Annotated in this window: 14 protein-coding genes; 11 read left to right on the plus strand and 3 right to left on the minus strand. The window is 66.7% G+C overall.

Features of this window, described 5'->3' with window-relative positions:
* Positions 1-79 precede the first annotated feature (79 nt).
* Positions 80-970: a LysR family transcriptional regulator gene (locus ACP26O_RS25430; protein WP_175663201.1), complete on the plus strand. Its 891-nt coding sequence runs from the start codon at positions 80-82 to the stop codon at positions 968-970.
* Between the two features lie 223 nt (positions 971-1,193).
* Here the strand turns inward: ACP26O_RS25430 and andR are convergent, their stop codons facing one another.
* Positions 1,194-2,153 carry an anthranilate 1,2-dioxygenase regulatory protein AndR gene (gene andR / locus ACP26O_RS25435; RefSeq protein ID WP_175663199.1) on the minus strand — a complete coding sequence of 320 codons (960 nt, stop codon included), beginning with the start codon at positions 2,151-2,153 and terminating at the stop codon, positions 1,194-1,196.
* Between the two features lie 209 nt (positions 2,154-2,362).
* On the opposite strand from andR, the gene andAc reads away from it, so the two are divergent.
* The 5 genes from andAc to ACP26O_RS25460 all read left to right on the plus strand — a co-directional run bounded on the left by andAc (position 2,363) and on the right by ACP26O_RS25460 (position 7,164).
* A complete protein-coding gene (andAc, locus tag ACP26O_RS25440) occupies positions 2,363-3,652 on the plus strand; it encodes an anthranilate 1,2-dioxygenase large subunit AndAc (protein ID WP_126226708.1) in 1,290 nt (429 codons plus the stop codon).
* Positions 3,649-4,137, plus strand: a complete 489-nt coding sequence (gene andAd / locus ACP26O_RS25445; protein ID WP_105830064.1) for an anthranilate 1,2-dioxygenase small subunit AndAd — start codon at positions 3,649-3,651, stop codon at positions 4,135-4,137. The genes andAc and andAd overlap by 4 nt, the downstream gene beginning before the upstream one ends.
* A gap of 16 nt (positions 4,138-4,153) precedes the next feature.
* Entirely contained in the window at positions 4,154-4,480 is a 327-nt protein-coding gene (andAb, locus tag ACP26O_RS25450) for an anthranilate 1,2-dioxygenase ferredoxin subunit AndAb (RefSeq protein WP_175663198.1), read from the plus strand.
* Complete coding sequence (andAa, locus tag ACP26O_RS25455) at positions 4,470-5,690, plus strand: anthranilate 1,2-dioxygenase system ferredoxin--NAD(+) reductase (protein ID WP_175663197.1); 1,221 nt, start codon at positions 4,470-4,472, stop codon at positions 5,688-5,690. Before andAb ends, andAa begins: the two co-directional genes overlap by 11 nt.
* Before the next feature lie 187 nt (positions 5,691-5,877).
* Positions 5,878-7,164 carry a DUF445 domain-containing protein gene (locus ACP26O_RS25460; RefSeq protein WP_175663196.1) on the plus strand — a complete coding sequence of 429 codons (1,287 nt, stop codon included), beginning with the start codon at positions 5,878-5,880 and terminating at the stop codon, positions 7,162-7,164.
* A 51-nt stretch (positions 7,165-7,215) separates the two neighbouring features.
* On the opposite strand, the gene ACP26O_RS25465 is transcribed toward ACP26O_RS25460, so the two are convergent.
* Together ACP26O_RS25465 and ACP26O_RS25470 are read right to left on the minus strand one after the other, a co-directional pair.
* Positions 7,216-7,515, minus strand: coding sequence for an addiction module antidote protein (locus tag ACP26O_RS25465; RefSeq protein WP_006750245.1), 300 nt, complete (start codon positions 7,513-7,515; stop codon positions 7,216-7,218).
* A gap of 3 nt (positions 7,516-7,518) precedes the next feature.
* Positions 7,519-7,836, minus strand: a complete 318-nt coding sequence (locus ACP26O_RS25470; RefSeq protein WP_175663195.1) for a type II toxin-antitoxin system RelE/ParE family toxin — start codon at positions 7,834-7,836, stop codon at positions 7,519-7,521.
* A 324-nt stretch (positions 7,837-8,160) separates the two neighbouring features.
* On the opposite strand from ACP26O_RS25470, the gene ACP26O_RS25475 reads away from it, so the two are divergent.
* The 5 genes from ACP26O_RS25475 to ACP26O_RS25495 all read left to right on the plus strand — a co-directional run bounded on the left by ACP26O_RS25475 (position 8,161) and on the right by ACP26O_RS25495 (position 14,851).
* Positions 8,161-9,801 (plus strand): acetolactate synthase large subunit, encoded by a 1,641-nt coding sequence (locus tag ACP26O_RS25475; protein ID WP_012365545.1) that lies wholly within the window; start codon positions 8,161-8,163, stop codon positions 9,799-9,801.
* 28 nt (positions 9,802-9,829) lie between these two features.
* Positions 9,830-11,263: an aldehyde dehydrogenase family protein gene (locus ACP26O_RS25480; protein ID WP_175663194.1), complete on the plus strand. Its 1,434-nt coding sequence runs from the start codon at positions 9,830-9,832 to the stop codon at positions 11,261-11,263.
* Between the two features lie 253 nt (positions 11,264-11,516).
* A complete protein-coding gene (locus tag ACP26O_RS25485; protein ID WP_175663193.1) occupies positions 11,517-13,100 on the plus strand; it encodes a Na+/H+ antiporter in 1,584 nt (527 codons plus the stop codon).
* Positions 13,101-13,189: 89 nt separating this feature from the next.
* Entirely contained in the window at positions 13,190-13,462 is a 273-nt protein-coding gene (locus ACP26O_RS25490; RefSeq protein ID WP_426356338.1) for a hypothetical protein, read from the plus strand.
* Between the two features lie 255 nt (positions 13,463-13,717).
* The gene (locus ACP26O_RS25495; RefSeq protein ID WP_105830070.1) at positions 13,718-14,851 is read left to right on the plus strand and encodes a hybrid sensor histidine kinase/response regulator; all 1,134 of its coding nucleotides are present in this window, start codon (positions 13,718-13,720) and stop codon (positions 14,849-14,851) included.
* Position 14,852: the final 1 nt, after the last annotated feature.

Here is a 14,852-nt window from a genome sequence, read left to right on the forward strand (position 1 = left end):
GTTGGTGCACATGGTAGGAATTCCCGCCCGGCGTCGTCCAACACTCTTTCCGACTACTTCCATACCTTTGAGGCATGAAATGGAATTGCGTCAGCTCCGGTACTTCATCGCGGTCGCGGAAGAAATGAACATCACGCGGGCGGCGGAGCGGCTGCACATGACGCAGCCGCCGCTGAGCCGCCAGCTTCAGGCGGTCGAGGACGAGCTCGGGTTGCCGCTGTTCGAGCGCGGGGCGCGGCCGCTGAAACTGACCGACGCGGGACGCGTGTTCTACGCGCAGGCGAAGCGCGTCGTCGAGCAGGCCGACGAGCTCGGCCCGCTGACGCGGCGGCTCGCGCAGTTGTCGGAGCGGATCGTGATCGGCTTCGTGCCGTCGACGCTCTATGGCGCGCTGCCGGACGTGATCCGGGCGTTTCGCGAGGCGCAGCCGGCCGTCGAGCTGTCGCTGATCGAAATGTTCACGCTCGAACAGCTCGGCGCGCTGAAGGGCGGGCGGATCGACGTCGGGTTCGGCCGGCTGCGCTTCGACGACGACCAGCTCGTGCGCGAGGCGCTGATCGAGGAAAAGCTGATCGCGGCGCTGCCGGTCGGGCATCCGCTCGCGGACCCGGAACGGCCGCTGACGCTGGCGGATATCGCGAACGAGACGCTGATCGTCTATCCGAGCACGCCGCGGCCGAGCTTCGCGGATCAGCAGCTGTCCGCGCTGCGCGACGGCGCGCTGGTGCCGGCGGCCGTTCACGAGGTGCGCGAGCTGCAGACGGCGCTCGGGCTTGTCGCCGCGCAGGTGGGTGTGTCGCTGGTGCCGGAAAGCGTGGAGGGCGTGCGCGTGAGGGGCGTCGTCTACCGGCGGCTGCCGGAACCCACGGCGACGTCGCCGATCATCATGAGCCGGCGGCTGCACGGCGAAAGTGCCGCGACGAGCGCGTTCTGTGCGATCGCGAGGGAGATGATTGTGCCGGTGGGGTAAGGGCGGTGCTGTTTCACGCGCCGATTGCAACTAACGGTCGGTTTTGGCGCGCGCGGTCGAAGGTGGAGATGGCGTCGCGATGCGATGTGGTTCGCCGGTGACGCAGGCGGGCAGCGCGCCGACCAGCCGATCCAGCCAGCCGACCGAGCCGACCCAGCCGACCCAGCCGACCCAGCCGACCCAGCAACCCAACCCAGTCGGCAGCCGGCAACGCAGCGCACCCCTACCGCTTGCCGTCGAGCGTCTCCGACGGCGATTCGCCGAACTTCTCCCGATACGCGATCGCAAACCGCCCGAGGTGCGTGAACCCGCAATCGAGCGCGATATCGGCGATCCGTCGCTCGGACATCGACCCGCGCAGCAATTCCCGCGCATGGTCGAGCCGCGTCGCGCGCAGGTACTGCATCGGGCTCATCCCGCGGAACTGGAGGAAGGCGTCGCGCAGCGTCCGTTCCGGCACGTTGGCGGCCTGGACGATATCCGCGAGCTGCAGCGGCTGCGCATAGTGCGCGTTCACGAACTCCTGCGCGCGCCGCACGAAACCCGGCGCCGGGTCGCGGTGCGACGCGCGCAGCACGGACGGTGGGTGGCCTTCGATCAGCAGGTCGATCAGCAGGTGCTCGAGCTGCGACGCCACGCGCGGATTGGCGTTCGCGCGTTCGAGCAGTTCGGGCGAGCGGGCGACGAGCATCAGCTGCTGGCGCCACGCGGCAAGCGCGGCGTCGCTGATGTGCAGCACGGGGTCGAGCGTCGCGCGCGGGTCGCCGGTGAGCGAGCCGACGGTCGCCGCGTCGATGCGCAGCACGAACTGCTCGCAGTCGGCGGACAGCACCGCATCGAAGCGCTCGCCGGGCGCGCACAGCACGCCGGTCTGCCCGTCGACGCCGAGCTGGCGTCCCATCGCGTGGACTTCCGCCTGCCCGGACAGGCAGAACATCAGCAGGTAATAGCCGTCGACGGCGTCGACCTGCACGCGCATCGCGTCGCCGAATGCGATGGTGCCGATCCCGAGCCCGCCGAGCCGCACGAAATCCATGTGCGACGCGCCTTGCACGCGGCCGCTCGGCAGCAGTGCGTGCGGCTGCATCACGCGCGAGATCCGCTCGCGCGTCTCGTCGAGATCGCGGGATTCGAACAGCCGGTGCGCGCGCAGCGCATACGGCTCGAACGACGTTGGGGACATGGGCATCGGCCTTGGTGTGGACGCGCGCTTCGATCCGACGAATGGGTCGCGATCGGGCGCGGGTCGCGTGTGTCGCCATGCTAGCGCAGAAATCCGCCGAAAGTGGATATTGCGCCGCCGCAATCGCACTTTCCGGATAGACGGCGAATATTAGCTTTTCAAAAATGGGCTCCATGCAATCAACGAACCGGAACCACAAGGAGTCCGACATGGAGCAGACAGAATCGCCCGTCGTGTTCGCCGCGCGTGACGACGCGTCCGATGTGCGTTTTCCGCACGACGACGGCTCGCGCGTGCCCTACAAGGTATTCAGCTCGCGCGCGGTCTACGATCGCGAGCAGGAACGCATCTTCCGCGGGCCGACGTGGAACTTCGTCGCGCTGGAAGCGGAAATCCCGAAGGCCGGCGACTTCAAGAGCACGTTCGTCGGCGACACGCCGGTCGTCGTCACGCGCACCGAGGACGGCTCGCTGTCCGCGTGGGTGAACCGCTGCGCGCACCGCGGCGCGCAGGTCTGCCGCAAGTCGCGCGGCAACGCGAGCTCGCACACGTGCGTGTACCACCAGTGGAGCTTCGACAACGAGGGCAACCTGCTCGGGGTGCCGTTCCGGCGCGGCCAGAAGGGGATGACCGGGATGCCGGCCGACTTCGACCCGAAGCAGCACGGGCTGCGCAAGCTGCGCGTCGACAGCTATCGCGGGCTCGTGTTCGCCACCTTCAGCGATGAAGTGATGCCGCTGCCGGATTATCTCGGCGAGCAGATGCGGCCATGGATCGACCGGATATTCCACAAGCCGATCGAGTATCTCGGTTGCACGAGACAGTATTCGAAGTCGAACTGGAAGCTGTACATGGAGAACGTGAAGGACCCGTATCACGCGAGCATGCTGCACCTGTTCCATACGACCTTCAACATCTTCCGCGTCGGGATGAAGGCGCGCTCGATTCCGGATGCGAATCACGGGCTGCACAGCATCATCACGGTGACGAAGACGGGCGACGACACGTCGGCCGCGTACAAGCAGCAGAACATCCGCTCGTTCGACGAGGGCTTCCATCTGGAAGACGAGTCGATCCTCGATCTCGTGTCCGAATACGACGAGGACTGCACGAACCATATCCAGCCGATCTTCCCGCAGCTCGTGATCCAGCAGATCCACAACACGCTGGTCGCGCGCCAGATCCTGCCGAAGGGGCCGGACAACTTCGAGCTGATCTTTCACTTCTTCGGCTACGCGGACGACACGCCCGAGCTGCGCGCGCTGCGCATCAAGCAGGCGAACCTGGTCGGGCCGGCCGGTTACATCTCGATGGAGGACACCGAGGCGACCGAGCTCGTGCAGCGCGGCACGGTGCGCGACGCCGATGCGACGTCGGTGATCGAGATGTCGCGCGGCAATCCGGACCAGCAGGACACGGTGATCACCGAAAGCCTGATCCGCAAGTTCTGGGTCGGCTACCAGAAGCTGATGGGCTATCGAAGCGGGAGCGCGGAATGATGGAAAACCTGACGGAAGACATGAAGACGTGGTTCGAGATTTACATGCTCCAGAACCGCTACATCGGCCACCTCGACAACGACCGGCTCGAACACTGGCCGGAAATGTTCACCGAGGATTGCACGTACGAGATCGTGCCGAAGGAGAACGCGGATCTCGGGCTGCCGGTCGGGATCGTCCACTGCACGAACCAGCGGATGCTGCGCGATCGCGTGGTGTCGCTGCGGCACGCGAACATCTATGAAGAGCACACGTATCGGCACATGACGTCGGGCCTCACGATCGTCGCCGAGCGCGACGGTGAGATCGACACCGAGAGCAACTACGTGGTCGTGCAGACGCGCAGCAACGGCGAATCGAACGTGTACCAGGCCGGCAAGTACTACGACACGGTCGTGCGCACGCCCGACGGGCTGCGCTACAAGACCAAGCGCGTGATCTACGACACGTCGCGCGTGCAGACGCTGCTCGCGACCCCGATCTGACAGCCAAGGAAACGACATGACCGAAGCAACGCTCGCCGAATGGCATCCGCTGGGCGCATTCGACGAATTCTCCGAAGACGAACCGGCGGCGCGCGTCGCCGGCCAGAAGCCGATCGCGGTGTTCCGGATCGGCGACGAACTGTTCGCGATGCACGACCTCTGTTCCCATGGTCACGCGCGCCTGTCCGAAGGCTATGTGGAGGACGGCTGCGTCGAGTGCCCGCTGCACCAGGGGCTCATCGACATTCGCACGGGTGCGCCGAAATGCGCGCCGATCACCGAGTCGGTGCGGACCTATCCGATCCGGATCGTCGACGGGCAGGTGGAAGTCAATGTCGACTGACCCGTTCGTGATCGTCGGCGCCGGCCACGCGGCGCGGCGCACGGCCGAGGTGCTGCGCGCGCGCGATGCCGATGCGCGCATCGTGATGATCGGCGCGGAGCGCGAGCTGCCGTACGACCGGCCCGCGCTGTCGAAGGACGCGCTGCTGAGCGACGGCGGCGAACAGCGCGCGTTCATCCGCGATGCCGCGTGGTACGACGCGCAGCGCGTCGAGCTGCGGCTCGGCACGCGTGTCGATGGGATCGAACGCGATGCGCGGCGTGTGCGGCTCGACGACGGCGCGACGTTGCCGTACGCACGGCTCGTGCTTGCGACGGGTTCGCGGGTGCGTGCGTTCGGCGGCCCGGTCGACGAAGGCGTCGTTGCGCATTACGTGCGCACCGTTGCCGACGCGCGTGCGTTGCGCGCGCAGCTCGCGCCTGGGCGTCGCGTGGCGGTGCTCGGCGGCGGTTTCATCGGCCTGGAAGTGGCGGCCGCGGCGCGCCAGCGCGGCTGCGACGTGACGGTGATCGACCCGGCGCCGCGCTTGCTGCAGCGTGCGTTGCCGGAAGTCGTCGGCGCATATGCGCGGCAACTGCATGACGCGCACGGCGTGAACTTTCAGATGGCGACGCTGCCGCGCGCGATTCGCCGCGCGGCGGGCGGCGGTGCGATCGTCGAGACCGATCGCGGCGACGTGCCGGCCGATATCGTCGTGGTCGGGATCGGCGTCGTGCCGAACGTCGAGCTCGCGCAGGCGGCCGGCCTCGAGATCGACAACGGGATCCGCGTCGATGCGGGCTGCCGCACGGCCGATCACGCGATCTTCGCGGCGGGCGAGGTGACGATGCACTTCAATCCGCTGCTCGGGCGTCACGTGCGGATCGAGTCGTGGCAGGTCGCGGAAAACCAGCCGGCCGTCGCGGCCGCGAACCTGCTCGGCGCGGACGAAACCTATGCCGAGCTGCCGTGGCTGTGGTCCGATCAGTATGACTGCAACCTGCAGATGCTCGGCCTGTTCGGCAGCGAACGCACGACCGTCGTGCGCGGCGATCCGGCGAGCGGGCCGTTCACGGTGTTTGGGCTGGGCGACGATGGCAGGATCGTCGCGGTGGCCGCGGCGAACCTCGGGCGCGACATCGGCGCGTCGCGCCGGCTGATCGCGGCAGGGGCTGTGCCCGACCCGGTGAAGCTCGCCGACCCGGCGGTGAACCTGAAGACGTTCCTTTGACGCAGCGCGCGAACGCGGCCCGCGCGGCCGGGTTCGCGTCGGTGCCCGGCGTCCGTCGGCGGGCAGCCGGAAAGTCGATCGAAGGAATGCCTTCCGGGCAACCGTCCCGGCGCGCGCGATGCGCGCGGGTTTGTCGTGGGCCGGCGATCGGTGCATATTAACGGCATTGCCGTTTCACCGGTCGCCCATGACGCCAGACAAAGCCCTCGAACTGAAGCGCAGCAAGCGCCGCGCGCTATGGCTGCTGCTCGCCGCCGTCGCGGTGTTCGTCACGACGATCCTGTTGCCGCGCGGCCCGTGGGTCGACGGTATCAAGGCAGTGGCCGAGGCCGCGATGGTCGGCGCGCTGGCCGACTGGTTCGCGGTCGTCGCGCTGTTCCGGCGCGTGCCGATCCCGTTCGTGTCGCGCCACACCGAGATCATTCCGAAGAACAAGGACAAGATCGCCGACAACCTCGCGGTGTTCGTGCGCGAGAAATTCCTCGGCCCCGACGCGCTCGCCGCGCAGATTCGCCAGCACGATCCCGCCAGCAAGCTCGGCGCATGGCTCGGCGAGCCGGCGAACACCGACGCGCTCGGCGGCTACGTGACGAAGCTGATGAGCTTCGCACTCGACATGACCGACGATGCGCGGATCCAGTCGTTCGTCCGCGATGCGTTCCGCGCGGTGATCGACCGGATCGACCTGTCGCAATCGGCCGGCGTGATTCTCGACACGCTGACGAAGGACGGCCGGCACCAGGCGCTGCTCGACGACGCGATCGAACAGGTGGTCGACGTGCTCGACAAGGAGGAGAACCGCGAGGTGATCGCGGGCTTCATCGTCGAATGGCTGAAGACGCAATATCCGAAGGTCGAGAAGATCATGCCGACGCAGTGGTTCGGCGAGAACGGCGCGCGCATGCTGGCGAGCGCGGTGAGCCGCGTGCTCGAGGGCGTGGCGGCCGATCCCGAACACGAGCTGCGGCAGCGCTTCGACCGCACGGTCGTGCGGCTGACCGAGCGGCTGAAGCATGATCCCATGTTCATCGCGAAGGGCGACGAGATCAAGCGCTACATCCGCGACGGCGACGCGTTCAACGACTATGCGCGCGATCTGTGGGACCAGTTGCGCGCGTGGCTGAAGGCCGATCTCGCGCGCCCGGATTCGTCGCTGCATCGGCAGGCCGCGACGCTGGGCGGCTGGCTCGGCGCGCGCCTCGCGGAAAGCCCGGCGTTGCGCGCGTCGATGAACGAGCATATCGAGAAGGCCGTGCACGAGATCGCACCGGATTTCGCGGATTTCCTGATGCGTCACATCCGCGATACGGTTCGCAACTGGGATGCGCGCGAAATGTCGCGGCAGATCGAGCTGAATATCGGCAAGGACCTGCAGTACATCCGCATCAACGGCACGCTGGTCGGCGGGCTCATTGGGCTCGGGCTATACGTGGTGTCGCTGGTGCCGCATTGGGCCGGCGGATGGTTGCATTGACGTGGCCATCGCGGCCATCGTGTACATTGCGCGCCTTCGCGCGCCGGCGACTCACGCGTGCGCCTTCGCGCCGTGCAGTTGCAGGCCGAGCGCCTTGATCACTTTCAGGATCGTGCCGAAGCTCGGATTGCCGTCGTGCGACAGCGCCTTGTACAGCCCTTCGCGCGACAGGCCCGCGTCGCGCGCGACCTGCGACATGCCGCGTGCGCGGGCGATCACGCCGAGCGCATGCGCGATGAAGGCCGGGTCGTCGCCGGCTTCCTGCAGACAGGCCTCGAAGTAGTCGGCCATGTCGTCGTCGGTTTTCAGGTGTTCGGCCGAATCCCACGGCCGCGTCTTGATCTTGTCCATCGATCACTCCAGGTCGAGCCGCGCGAGCATCGCGTGCGCGGCGCGGATGTCCGCCTGTTGCGTCGACTTGTCGCCGCCGCAGAGCAGGATCACCCATATCGTTTCGCGCCTGACGTAGTAGACGCGATAGCCGGGCCCGTGATCGATACGCATTTCGACGACGGGGGAGCCGGCGGATTTCCAGTCGCCCGGATTGCCCATCGACAGACGGTCGATGCGCGCCTGGATGCGGCGCTTCGCGACGCGATCCTGCAGGCCGGCAAACCACGCGTCGAAGACGTCGGTGGTCCGGATACTGAATGTTGGTGCACTGTATGGCATGAATCGCAGCATGTCAACCATGGTTCACAGGTTCGATGAGTGGAATTCGGTTGCCTCCACAGTAGGGCCGCGCGCGCCGTTTGACGTCGAATTGGCCATCAGGCCGATCCGTCCGCGGGGCAGGCCTCGGCCATTCGGTCGAAGTCGGGATTGCGCGAATCCGTCTACAATCAAAAACGTCCTTGTCGACCGCGCGTGCTTGCCGCGCGCGTGCCGTGTCGTGGTTTGTGTCCAGTAGGTAAAGCGTCCGCGTGCCGTAGGCCGGCGCGCGTTCTGAACGTCGCGCGCCCGTAAGCCGGGCAGGCGGCATAACCGAGAGTCCCCATGAAAGCATCGGATCTGTTCGTGAAGGCGCTGGAAGCCGAAGGCGTCGAGTATGTATTCGGCATTCCCGGCGAGGAAAACCTCGATCTGCTCGAATCGCTGCGGCGCTCGAAGATCAAGCTCGTGCTGACCCGGCACGAGCAGGCGGCCGGTTTCATGGCCGCCACCTACGGCCGCCTGACGGGCCGCACCGGCGTGTGTCTCGCGACGCTCGGGCCGGGTGCGACCAACTTCGTGACGGCCGCGGCGTATGCGCAGCTCGGCGGCATGCCGATGCTGATGATCACCGGGCAGAAGCCGATCAAGTCCAGCAAGCAGGGCCACTTCCAGATCGTCGACGTCGTCGACATGATGCAGCCGCTGACGAAGTTCACGCGGCAGATCGTGTCGATCGGCAACATTCCGTCGGCGGTGCGCGAGGCGTTTCGCCGCGCGGAAGAGGAGCGTCCGGGCGCCGCGCACCTCGAACTGCCGGAGGACATCGCGCACGAGGAGGGCGACGGAAAGCCGATTCCGCGCAGCTACAGCCGGCGGCCGATCGCCGAGGAGAAGGCGGTCGCGCACGCGATCGACGCGATCCAGGCCGCGCGCCATCCGCTGTTGATGATCGGCGCGGGCGGCAACCGCAAGACGACCTGCAAGATGCTGCTCGAATTCGTCGACAAGACGGGCATCCCGTTCTTCACCACGCAGATGGGCAAGGGCGTGATCGACGAAACGCATCCGCTGTGGCTCGGCAACGCGACGCTGTCGGACGGCGACTTCGTGCATCGCGCGATCGAGCATGCGGACTGCATCATCAACGTCGGCCACGACGTAATCGAGAAGCCGCCGTTCTTCATGCGCGCGGACGACAAGACGGTGATCCACGTGAACTTCCTCGGCGCGCAGGTCGATCCCGTCTATTTCCCGCAGATCGAGGTGGTCGGCGACATCGCGAACGCGGTATGGCAGATGAAGGAAGCGGTCACGCGCCAGCCGCACTGGGATTTCGAGCGCTTCACGATGATCAAGGAGCATTTCGACGCGCACCTGCAGAAGGGCCAGCACGACCCGCGCTTCCCGATGTATCCGGTGCGGATCGTGAACGACCTGTACAACGCGTTGCCGGTGGACGGCATCGTCTGCCTCGACAACGGGATGTACAAGATCTGGTTCGCGCGCTACTGGCGTGCGCACGAACCGAACTCGTTGCTGCTCGACAACGCGCTCGCGTCGATGGGCGCGGGCCTGCCGTCGGCGATCGCGACGAAGATCGTGCATCCGCAGCGCAAGGTGATCGCCGTGTGCGGCGACGGCGGCTTCATGATGAATTCGCAGGAACTCGAAACGGCCGTGCGGCTGAAGCTCGACCTCGTCGTGATGATCCTGCGCGACGATGCGTTCGGGATGATCCGCTGGAAGCAGGAGAACATGAATTTCCCCGATTTCGCGATGACGCTGAAAAATCCCGATTTCGTGTCGTATGCGCAGAGCTATGGCGCGCATGGGCATCGCGTCGAAGCGGCCGACGATCTCGAGCCGCTGCTGCGCGACTGCTTCGCGACGCCGGGCGTGCACGTGATCGACGTGCCGATCGACTATTCGGACAACGAGCGCGTGCTCAACCGCGAAATCAAGCGCCTGTCGGCGCAACTCTGAATCCGCAGTTCACCGGAAGGAGCGTTCCATGTTGAAGGATACCTATCCGTATTACCTGGCCAACGAAGCCGTCTACGCGAACACCGATCTCGACGTGACCGACAAGTTCAGCGGCAAGGTCGCGACGCGCGTCGCGCTCGCCGACGCGAAGGCGATCGATGCGGCCATCGGCGCGGCGGTCGATGCCGCGAAGCCGATGCGCGAGTTGCCGGCCTACAAGCGGCAGGCGGTGCTCGATCACTGCGTCGCGCGCTTTCGCGAGCGTTTCGACGAGCTGGCCGAGGCGCTGTGCATCGAGGCCGGCAAGCCGATCAACGATTCGAAGGGCGAAGTGACGCGGCTGATCGATACGTTCCGCGTCGCGTCGGAGGAGTCGGTGCGCATCGACGGCGAAGTGATCAACCTCGAGATCTCGGCGCGTGCGCAAGGCTACACGGGCTATACGCGGCGCGTGCCGATCGGCCCGTGCTCGTTCATCTCGCCGTTCAACTTCCCGCTGAACCTCGCCGCGCACAAGGTCGCCCCCGCGTTGGCGGCCGGCTGCCCGTTCGTGCTGAAGCCCGCGAGCCGCACGCCGATCGGCGCGCTGATCATCGGCGAGGTGCTCGCGGAAACCGACCTGCCGAAGGGCGCGTTCTCGGTGCTGCCTGCGCATCGCGACGGCGCGGATCTGTTCACGACCGACGAGCGCTTCAAGCTGCTGTCGTTCACGGGCTCGCCGGCCGTCGGCTGGGCGCTGAAGGAGAAGGCCGGCAAGAAGAAAGTCGTGCTCGAACTCGGCGGCAACGCGGCGGCGATCGTCGATTCGGACCAGCACGACCAGCTCGACTACGTGGTCGAGCGTCTCGCGTTCGGCGCGTATTACCAGTCGGGCCAGAGCTGTATCGGCGTGCAGCGCATCCTCGTGCATACCGATCTGTACGACGCGCTGCGGGACAAGCTGATCGCGAAGACGCGCTCGCTGAAGATGGGCGATCCGAAGGATCCGTCGACGTTCGTCGGCCCGATGATCTCCGAATCCGAATCGCGCCGGCTGTCCGGCTGGATGGATGCGGCCGTCGCGGCGGGCGCGAAGATCGTCGCGGGCGGCAAGGTCGACGGCGCGATGTTCGAGGCGACGCTGCTGGAAAACGTCGGCCGCGAGCAGGACCTGTACCGCAAGGAGGCGTTCGGCCCGGTCGCGATCCTCGAGAAGTTCGACCGCTTCGACGATGCGCTGGCGAGCGTGAACGACAGCGACTTCGGGCTGCAGGCCGGCGTGTTCACCGATTCGCTCGCGCATGCGCAGCGCGCGTGGGACGAGCTGGAGGTGGGCGGCGTCGTGATCAACGACGTGCCGTCGTTCCGGGTCGACAACATGCCGTATGGCGGCGTGAAGGACTCGGGTCTCGGCCGAGAAGGGATCCGCTACGCGATCGAGGACATGACCGAGCCGCGGCTGATGGTCGTGCGGCGCCGCTAGCGCGATCGCAGGCGGCAAGGCGGCACGCGGGCTGGCGATCGCGGGATCGCGCCGGCCCGCGTGCCGTTTTTCATTTCGGCACCCGCGGACGGGCGCGGCGATTCCCCGCCGTGTGGTATCGACGCGGCACCGCGCGCGGCGCCAGCCGAACGCGCTCGACTCCCGGCATCGCGTCGTGATGTAATCGCGCGAAATGGCCAACCAGGGTACGACACCGGTTGGCGTGCGCATTCATTCTCCACAAGGTCGATTCATGTCCCCCGTCTCGGCATTCAAGCTGGTTCTGTTGTCGTTTCTCGCGATCGTCGCGCTCGAATGCATCGCCAAGCGGTTGCGGCTGCCGCCCGCGGCCGCGCTGCTGATCGGCGGCATCGGCATCGCGTTCATTCCCGGTCTGCCGCCGATCAATCTCGATCCGGAACTCGTGCTGCTCGTGTTCCTGCCGCCGCTGCTGATGGACGGCGCGTATTTCTCCGTATGGGAGGAGTTCAAGCGCAACGTCGGCGGCATCCTGATGCTCGCGATCGGCGCGGTGGTGTTCACGACGTTCGCGGTCGGCTTGGCCGTGCACTGGGTCGTGCCGTCGCTGCCGTGGGCCGCGTGCTTCGCGCTCGGCGCGATCGTGTCGCCGCCCGACGCGGTGGCCGCGAAGGCGGTGCTCGAACGCGTCGCGCTGCCGCGCCGGCTGATGGTGTTGCTCGAAGGGGAAAGCCTGTTGAACGATGCGGCCGGCCTGGTGCTGTTCCGCTTCGCGGTCGCTGCGGCGCTGACGGGCGCGTTCAGTTTCGAGCACGCGGTCGTGCGCTTCGCGGAGCTCGGGCTCGGCGGCGTCGTGGTCGGCTACCTGGTCGGCAAGCTCGTCGTGTGGTTCCTGAAGCTGCTCGACGACGACTATCTGGTGATTACCGTCGCGGTGATCGCCGGCTGGATCGCATACATCGCGGGCGAGATGGTCGAGGTGTCGGGCGTGATCGCGACCGTGACGGCCGGCATGATCGTCGGCTGGCATCAGCACGAGGTGTTTTCGGCCGCCGTGCGCACGCGCGGCACAGCGTTCTGGCAGGTCATCGTGTTCCTGCTCGAGGCGATGGTGTTCGTGCTGATCGGGCTGTCGCTGCGCGGCGCGATCCACCGGCTCGGCGGTTTCGAGCAGGTGCTCGCCACGATGGTGCCGCCGGTGCTCGCGGTGCTGGCGGCGGTGGTCGTGTCGCGCTTCGTGTGGATCTATGCGGTCGAGGCGCTGAAGCTGCCGGTGCGCGGGATCGTCGGGCGCGGTTTCGCACCCGACTGGAAGGCCGCGACGATCATGAGCTGGGCCGGGATGCGCGGGGTCGTGACGCTGGCGATCGCGCTGTCGTTGCCGGAGGCGATGCCGGGCCGCGACGTGATCCTGGTCGCGTCGTTCGCGGTGATCCTCGTCACCGTGCTGCTGCAGGGCACGACCATCGGGCCGCTGATCCGGCTGCTGCGCCTGCCTCTGCACGAAGCGCGCGCCGCGCATCACCTGACCGAGCCGATGGCGTGGGCGCACATCGAGGCGGCGCAGCTCGCGGCGATCCAGCCGCTGGTGCGCGACGAGCGCGGCAACGTGATTCACCCGCGCCTGCTGGAGCAATACACGTATCGCGCGCAACTGACCGAGCGGGCGAAGAACGAGCCGGCGTATCCGGCGGAGGTGCGCACCGCGCACTACGACGTCGTGCTGGCCGCGATCAAGGCCGGACGTGCGGAATTGTTGCGCCTGCATCGTTCGGGGCGCATCCACGACGAGATGCTGCACATGCTCGAGCGGGATCTCGATCTGCAGGAAGTGTCCGCGCAGCACGCGCGCGGGTAGGCTGCCGCACGGCGCACGGCGCACGGCGCACGGCGCACGGCGCACGGCCGCACGCCACACGCCACACGCCACACGCCGTCGGCGTCGGCGTGGGCGTCGCGGTTGCGATTGCGGTTGCCGGCTCCGGCTCCGGCTCCGGCTCCGGCTCCGGCTCCGGCTCCGGCTCCGGCTCCGGCCGGCCGGGCATTCGCGTCGCGGCCGATCCGGTCGCGGCGCGCGACTTTCCCCCCTCCATCTCCCCCGATTCCATCGCACAGGAATCCGGCCCCAATACCTCCGACACGCGAGCCTTGCAGCGCATGCAAGCCTCGTGGCACCGGCTTCGCAAACGTTATCGTCTTTCGCGTCCGGAAATGATCTGATTTAACTGAATCCCTCTCTTTCACCATATTTGGCAAAACTAAACCGGAAGGAGATAGATGCTGTGTTCTAATTTCATTTAGAATCAGCCGGTTATCTTTATTGAGAGAAAGCACGCGGAGGTAATACGACCGTCGTCGGGGGAAAATCGGCGCTCGGATCCCCGTGAGGCAATGCCGACAGGCCAGGTCGGCAACAACAGGCGGATTTCTCAACCGCTAAATTAAGATGGCGTCCAAGTCGGATAAACAACTCCTATGAAAGAATCAATTGGAGATTTGGCGTTTGAAACGGTATTTATGAAAGAATCGAGCGGTGAAAATGCGCCGGATTGTCTCGAGTCGGGGCTATCGGTTCTGCTCGTCGACGATCAGCCGTTCGTGGGCGAGGTGATCCGCCGCGCGCTGCGCAGCGAGCACGATATCGACCTGCATGTGTGCACCGACGCACACCGGGCGATGGCGGTCGCGCGCGACGTGAAGCCGACGGTTATCCTGCAGGACCTCGTGATGCCGGAAATCGACGGCCTCGACCTCGTTCGCGCGTGGCGCGCGGACGCCGACACCGCACGCGTGCCGATCATCGTGCTGTCGGCGAAAGAGGAGCCGATCGTCAAGCGCGAGGCGTTCATCGCCGGCGCGAACGACTATCTCGTGAAGCTCCCGGACGCGATGGAGCTGACGGCGCGCATCCGCTATCACTCGAATTCGTACCTGATGTCGCGGCAGCGCGACGAAGCGCTGGATTTCCTGTCGCACGACATGCGCTCGCCGCAGACGTCGATTCTCGCGCTGCTCGAGGTTTATCGCAGCGAGCACGGCGACATGCCGGCGATCATGGAGCGCATTGCCGGCCATGCACGGCGCGCGCTGGCGCTTGCCGACGGCTTCATCCACTTGACCCGCGCGCAGTCGGAACGCCGCGCGCACGAGGTGCTGAGTCTGAACGAGATCGTGCTCGACGCCGTCGATCAGCTGTGGGAGAGGGCGGCCGGCTTCGGCAGCCGCGTCGTGGCCCACGTGCCCGACACCGAGTGCGTGACGATGGGCGACCGCATGATGCTCACGCGCGCGGTCGCGAACCTGATCGACAACGCGCTGAAATACGGTCCGGCCGGCACGGACGTGCATTGCACGCTGGGCGACGACGACGGCGCGTGGCTGATCGGCGTCGAGGACGCCGGCAGCGGCATCGCGCCCGAGCAGCGCACGGCCGCGACCGAGTCGTTCGTGCGGCTCGAATCCGTGCATGGCGCGGCGCGCAGCGGCTTCGGCCTCGGGCTCGCGTTCGTGCGCGCGACGGCCGCGCGGCATCGCGGCCAGATCCTGATGCGCAATACGGCGCGCGGCTTCATGGTCGCGCTCCGGCTGCCGGCGCAAGCGGACCGGTGAT

The sequence above is a fragment of the Burkholderia sp. R-40 genome (assembly GCF_049942845.1).
GTDB lineage: Bacteria > Pseudomonadota > Gammaproteobacteria > Burkholderiales > Burkholderiaceae > Burkholderia > Burkholderia ambifaria.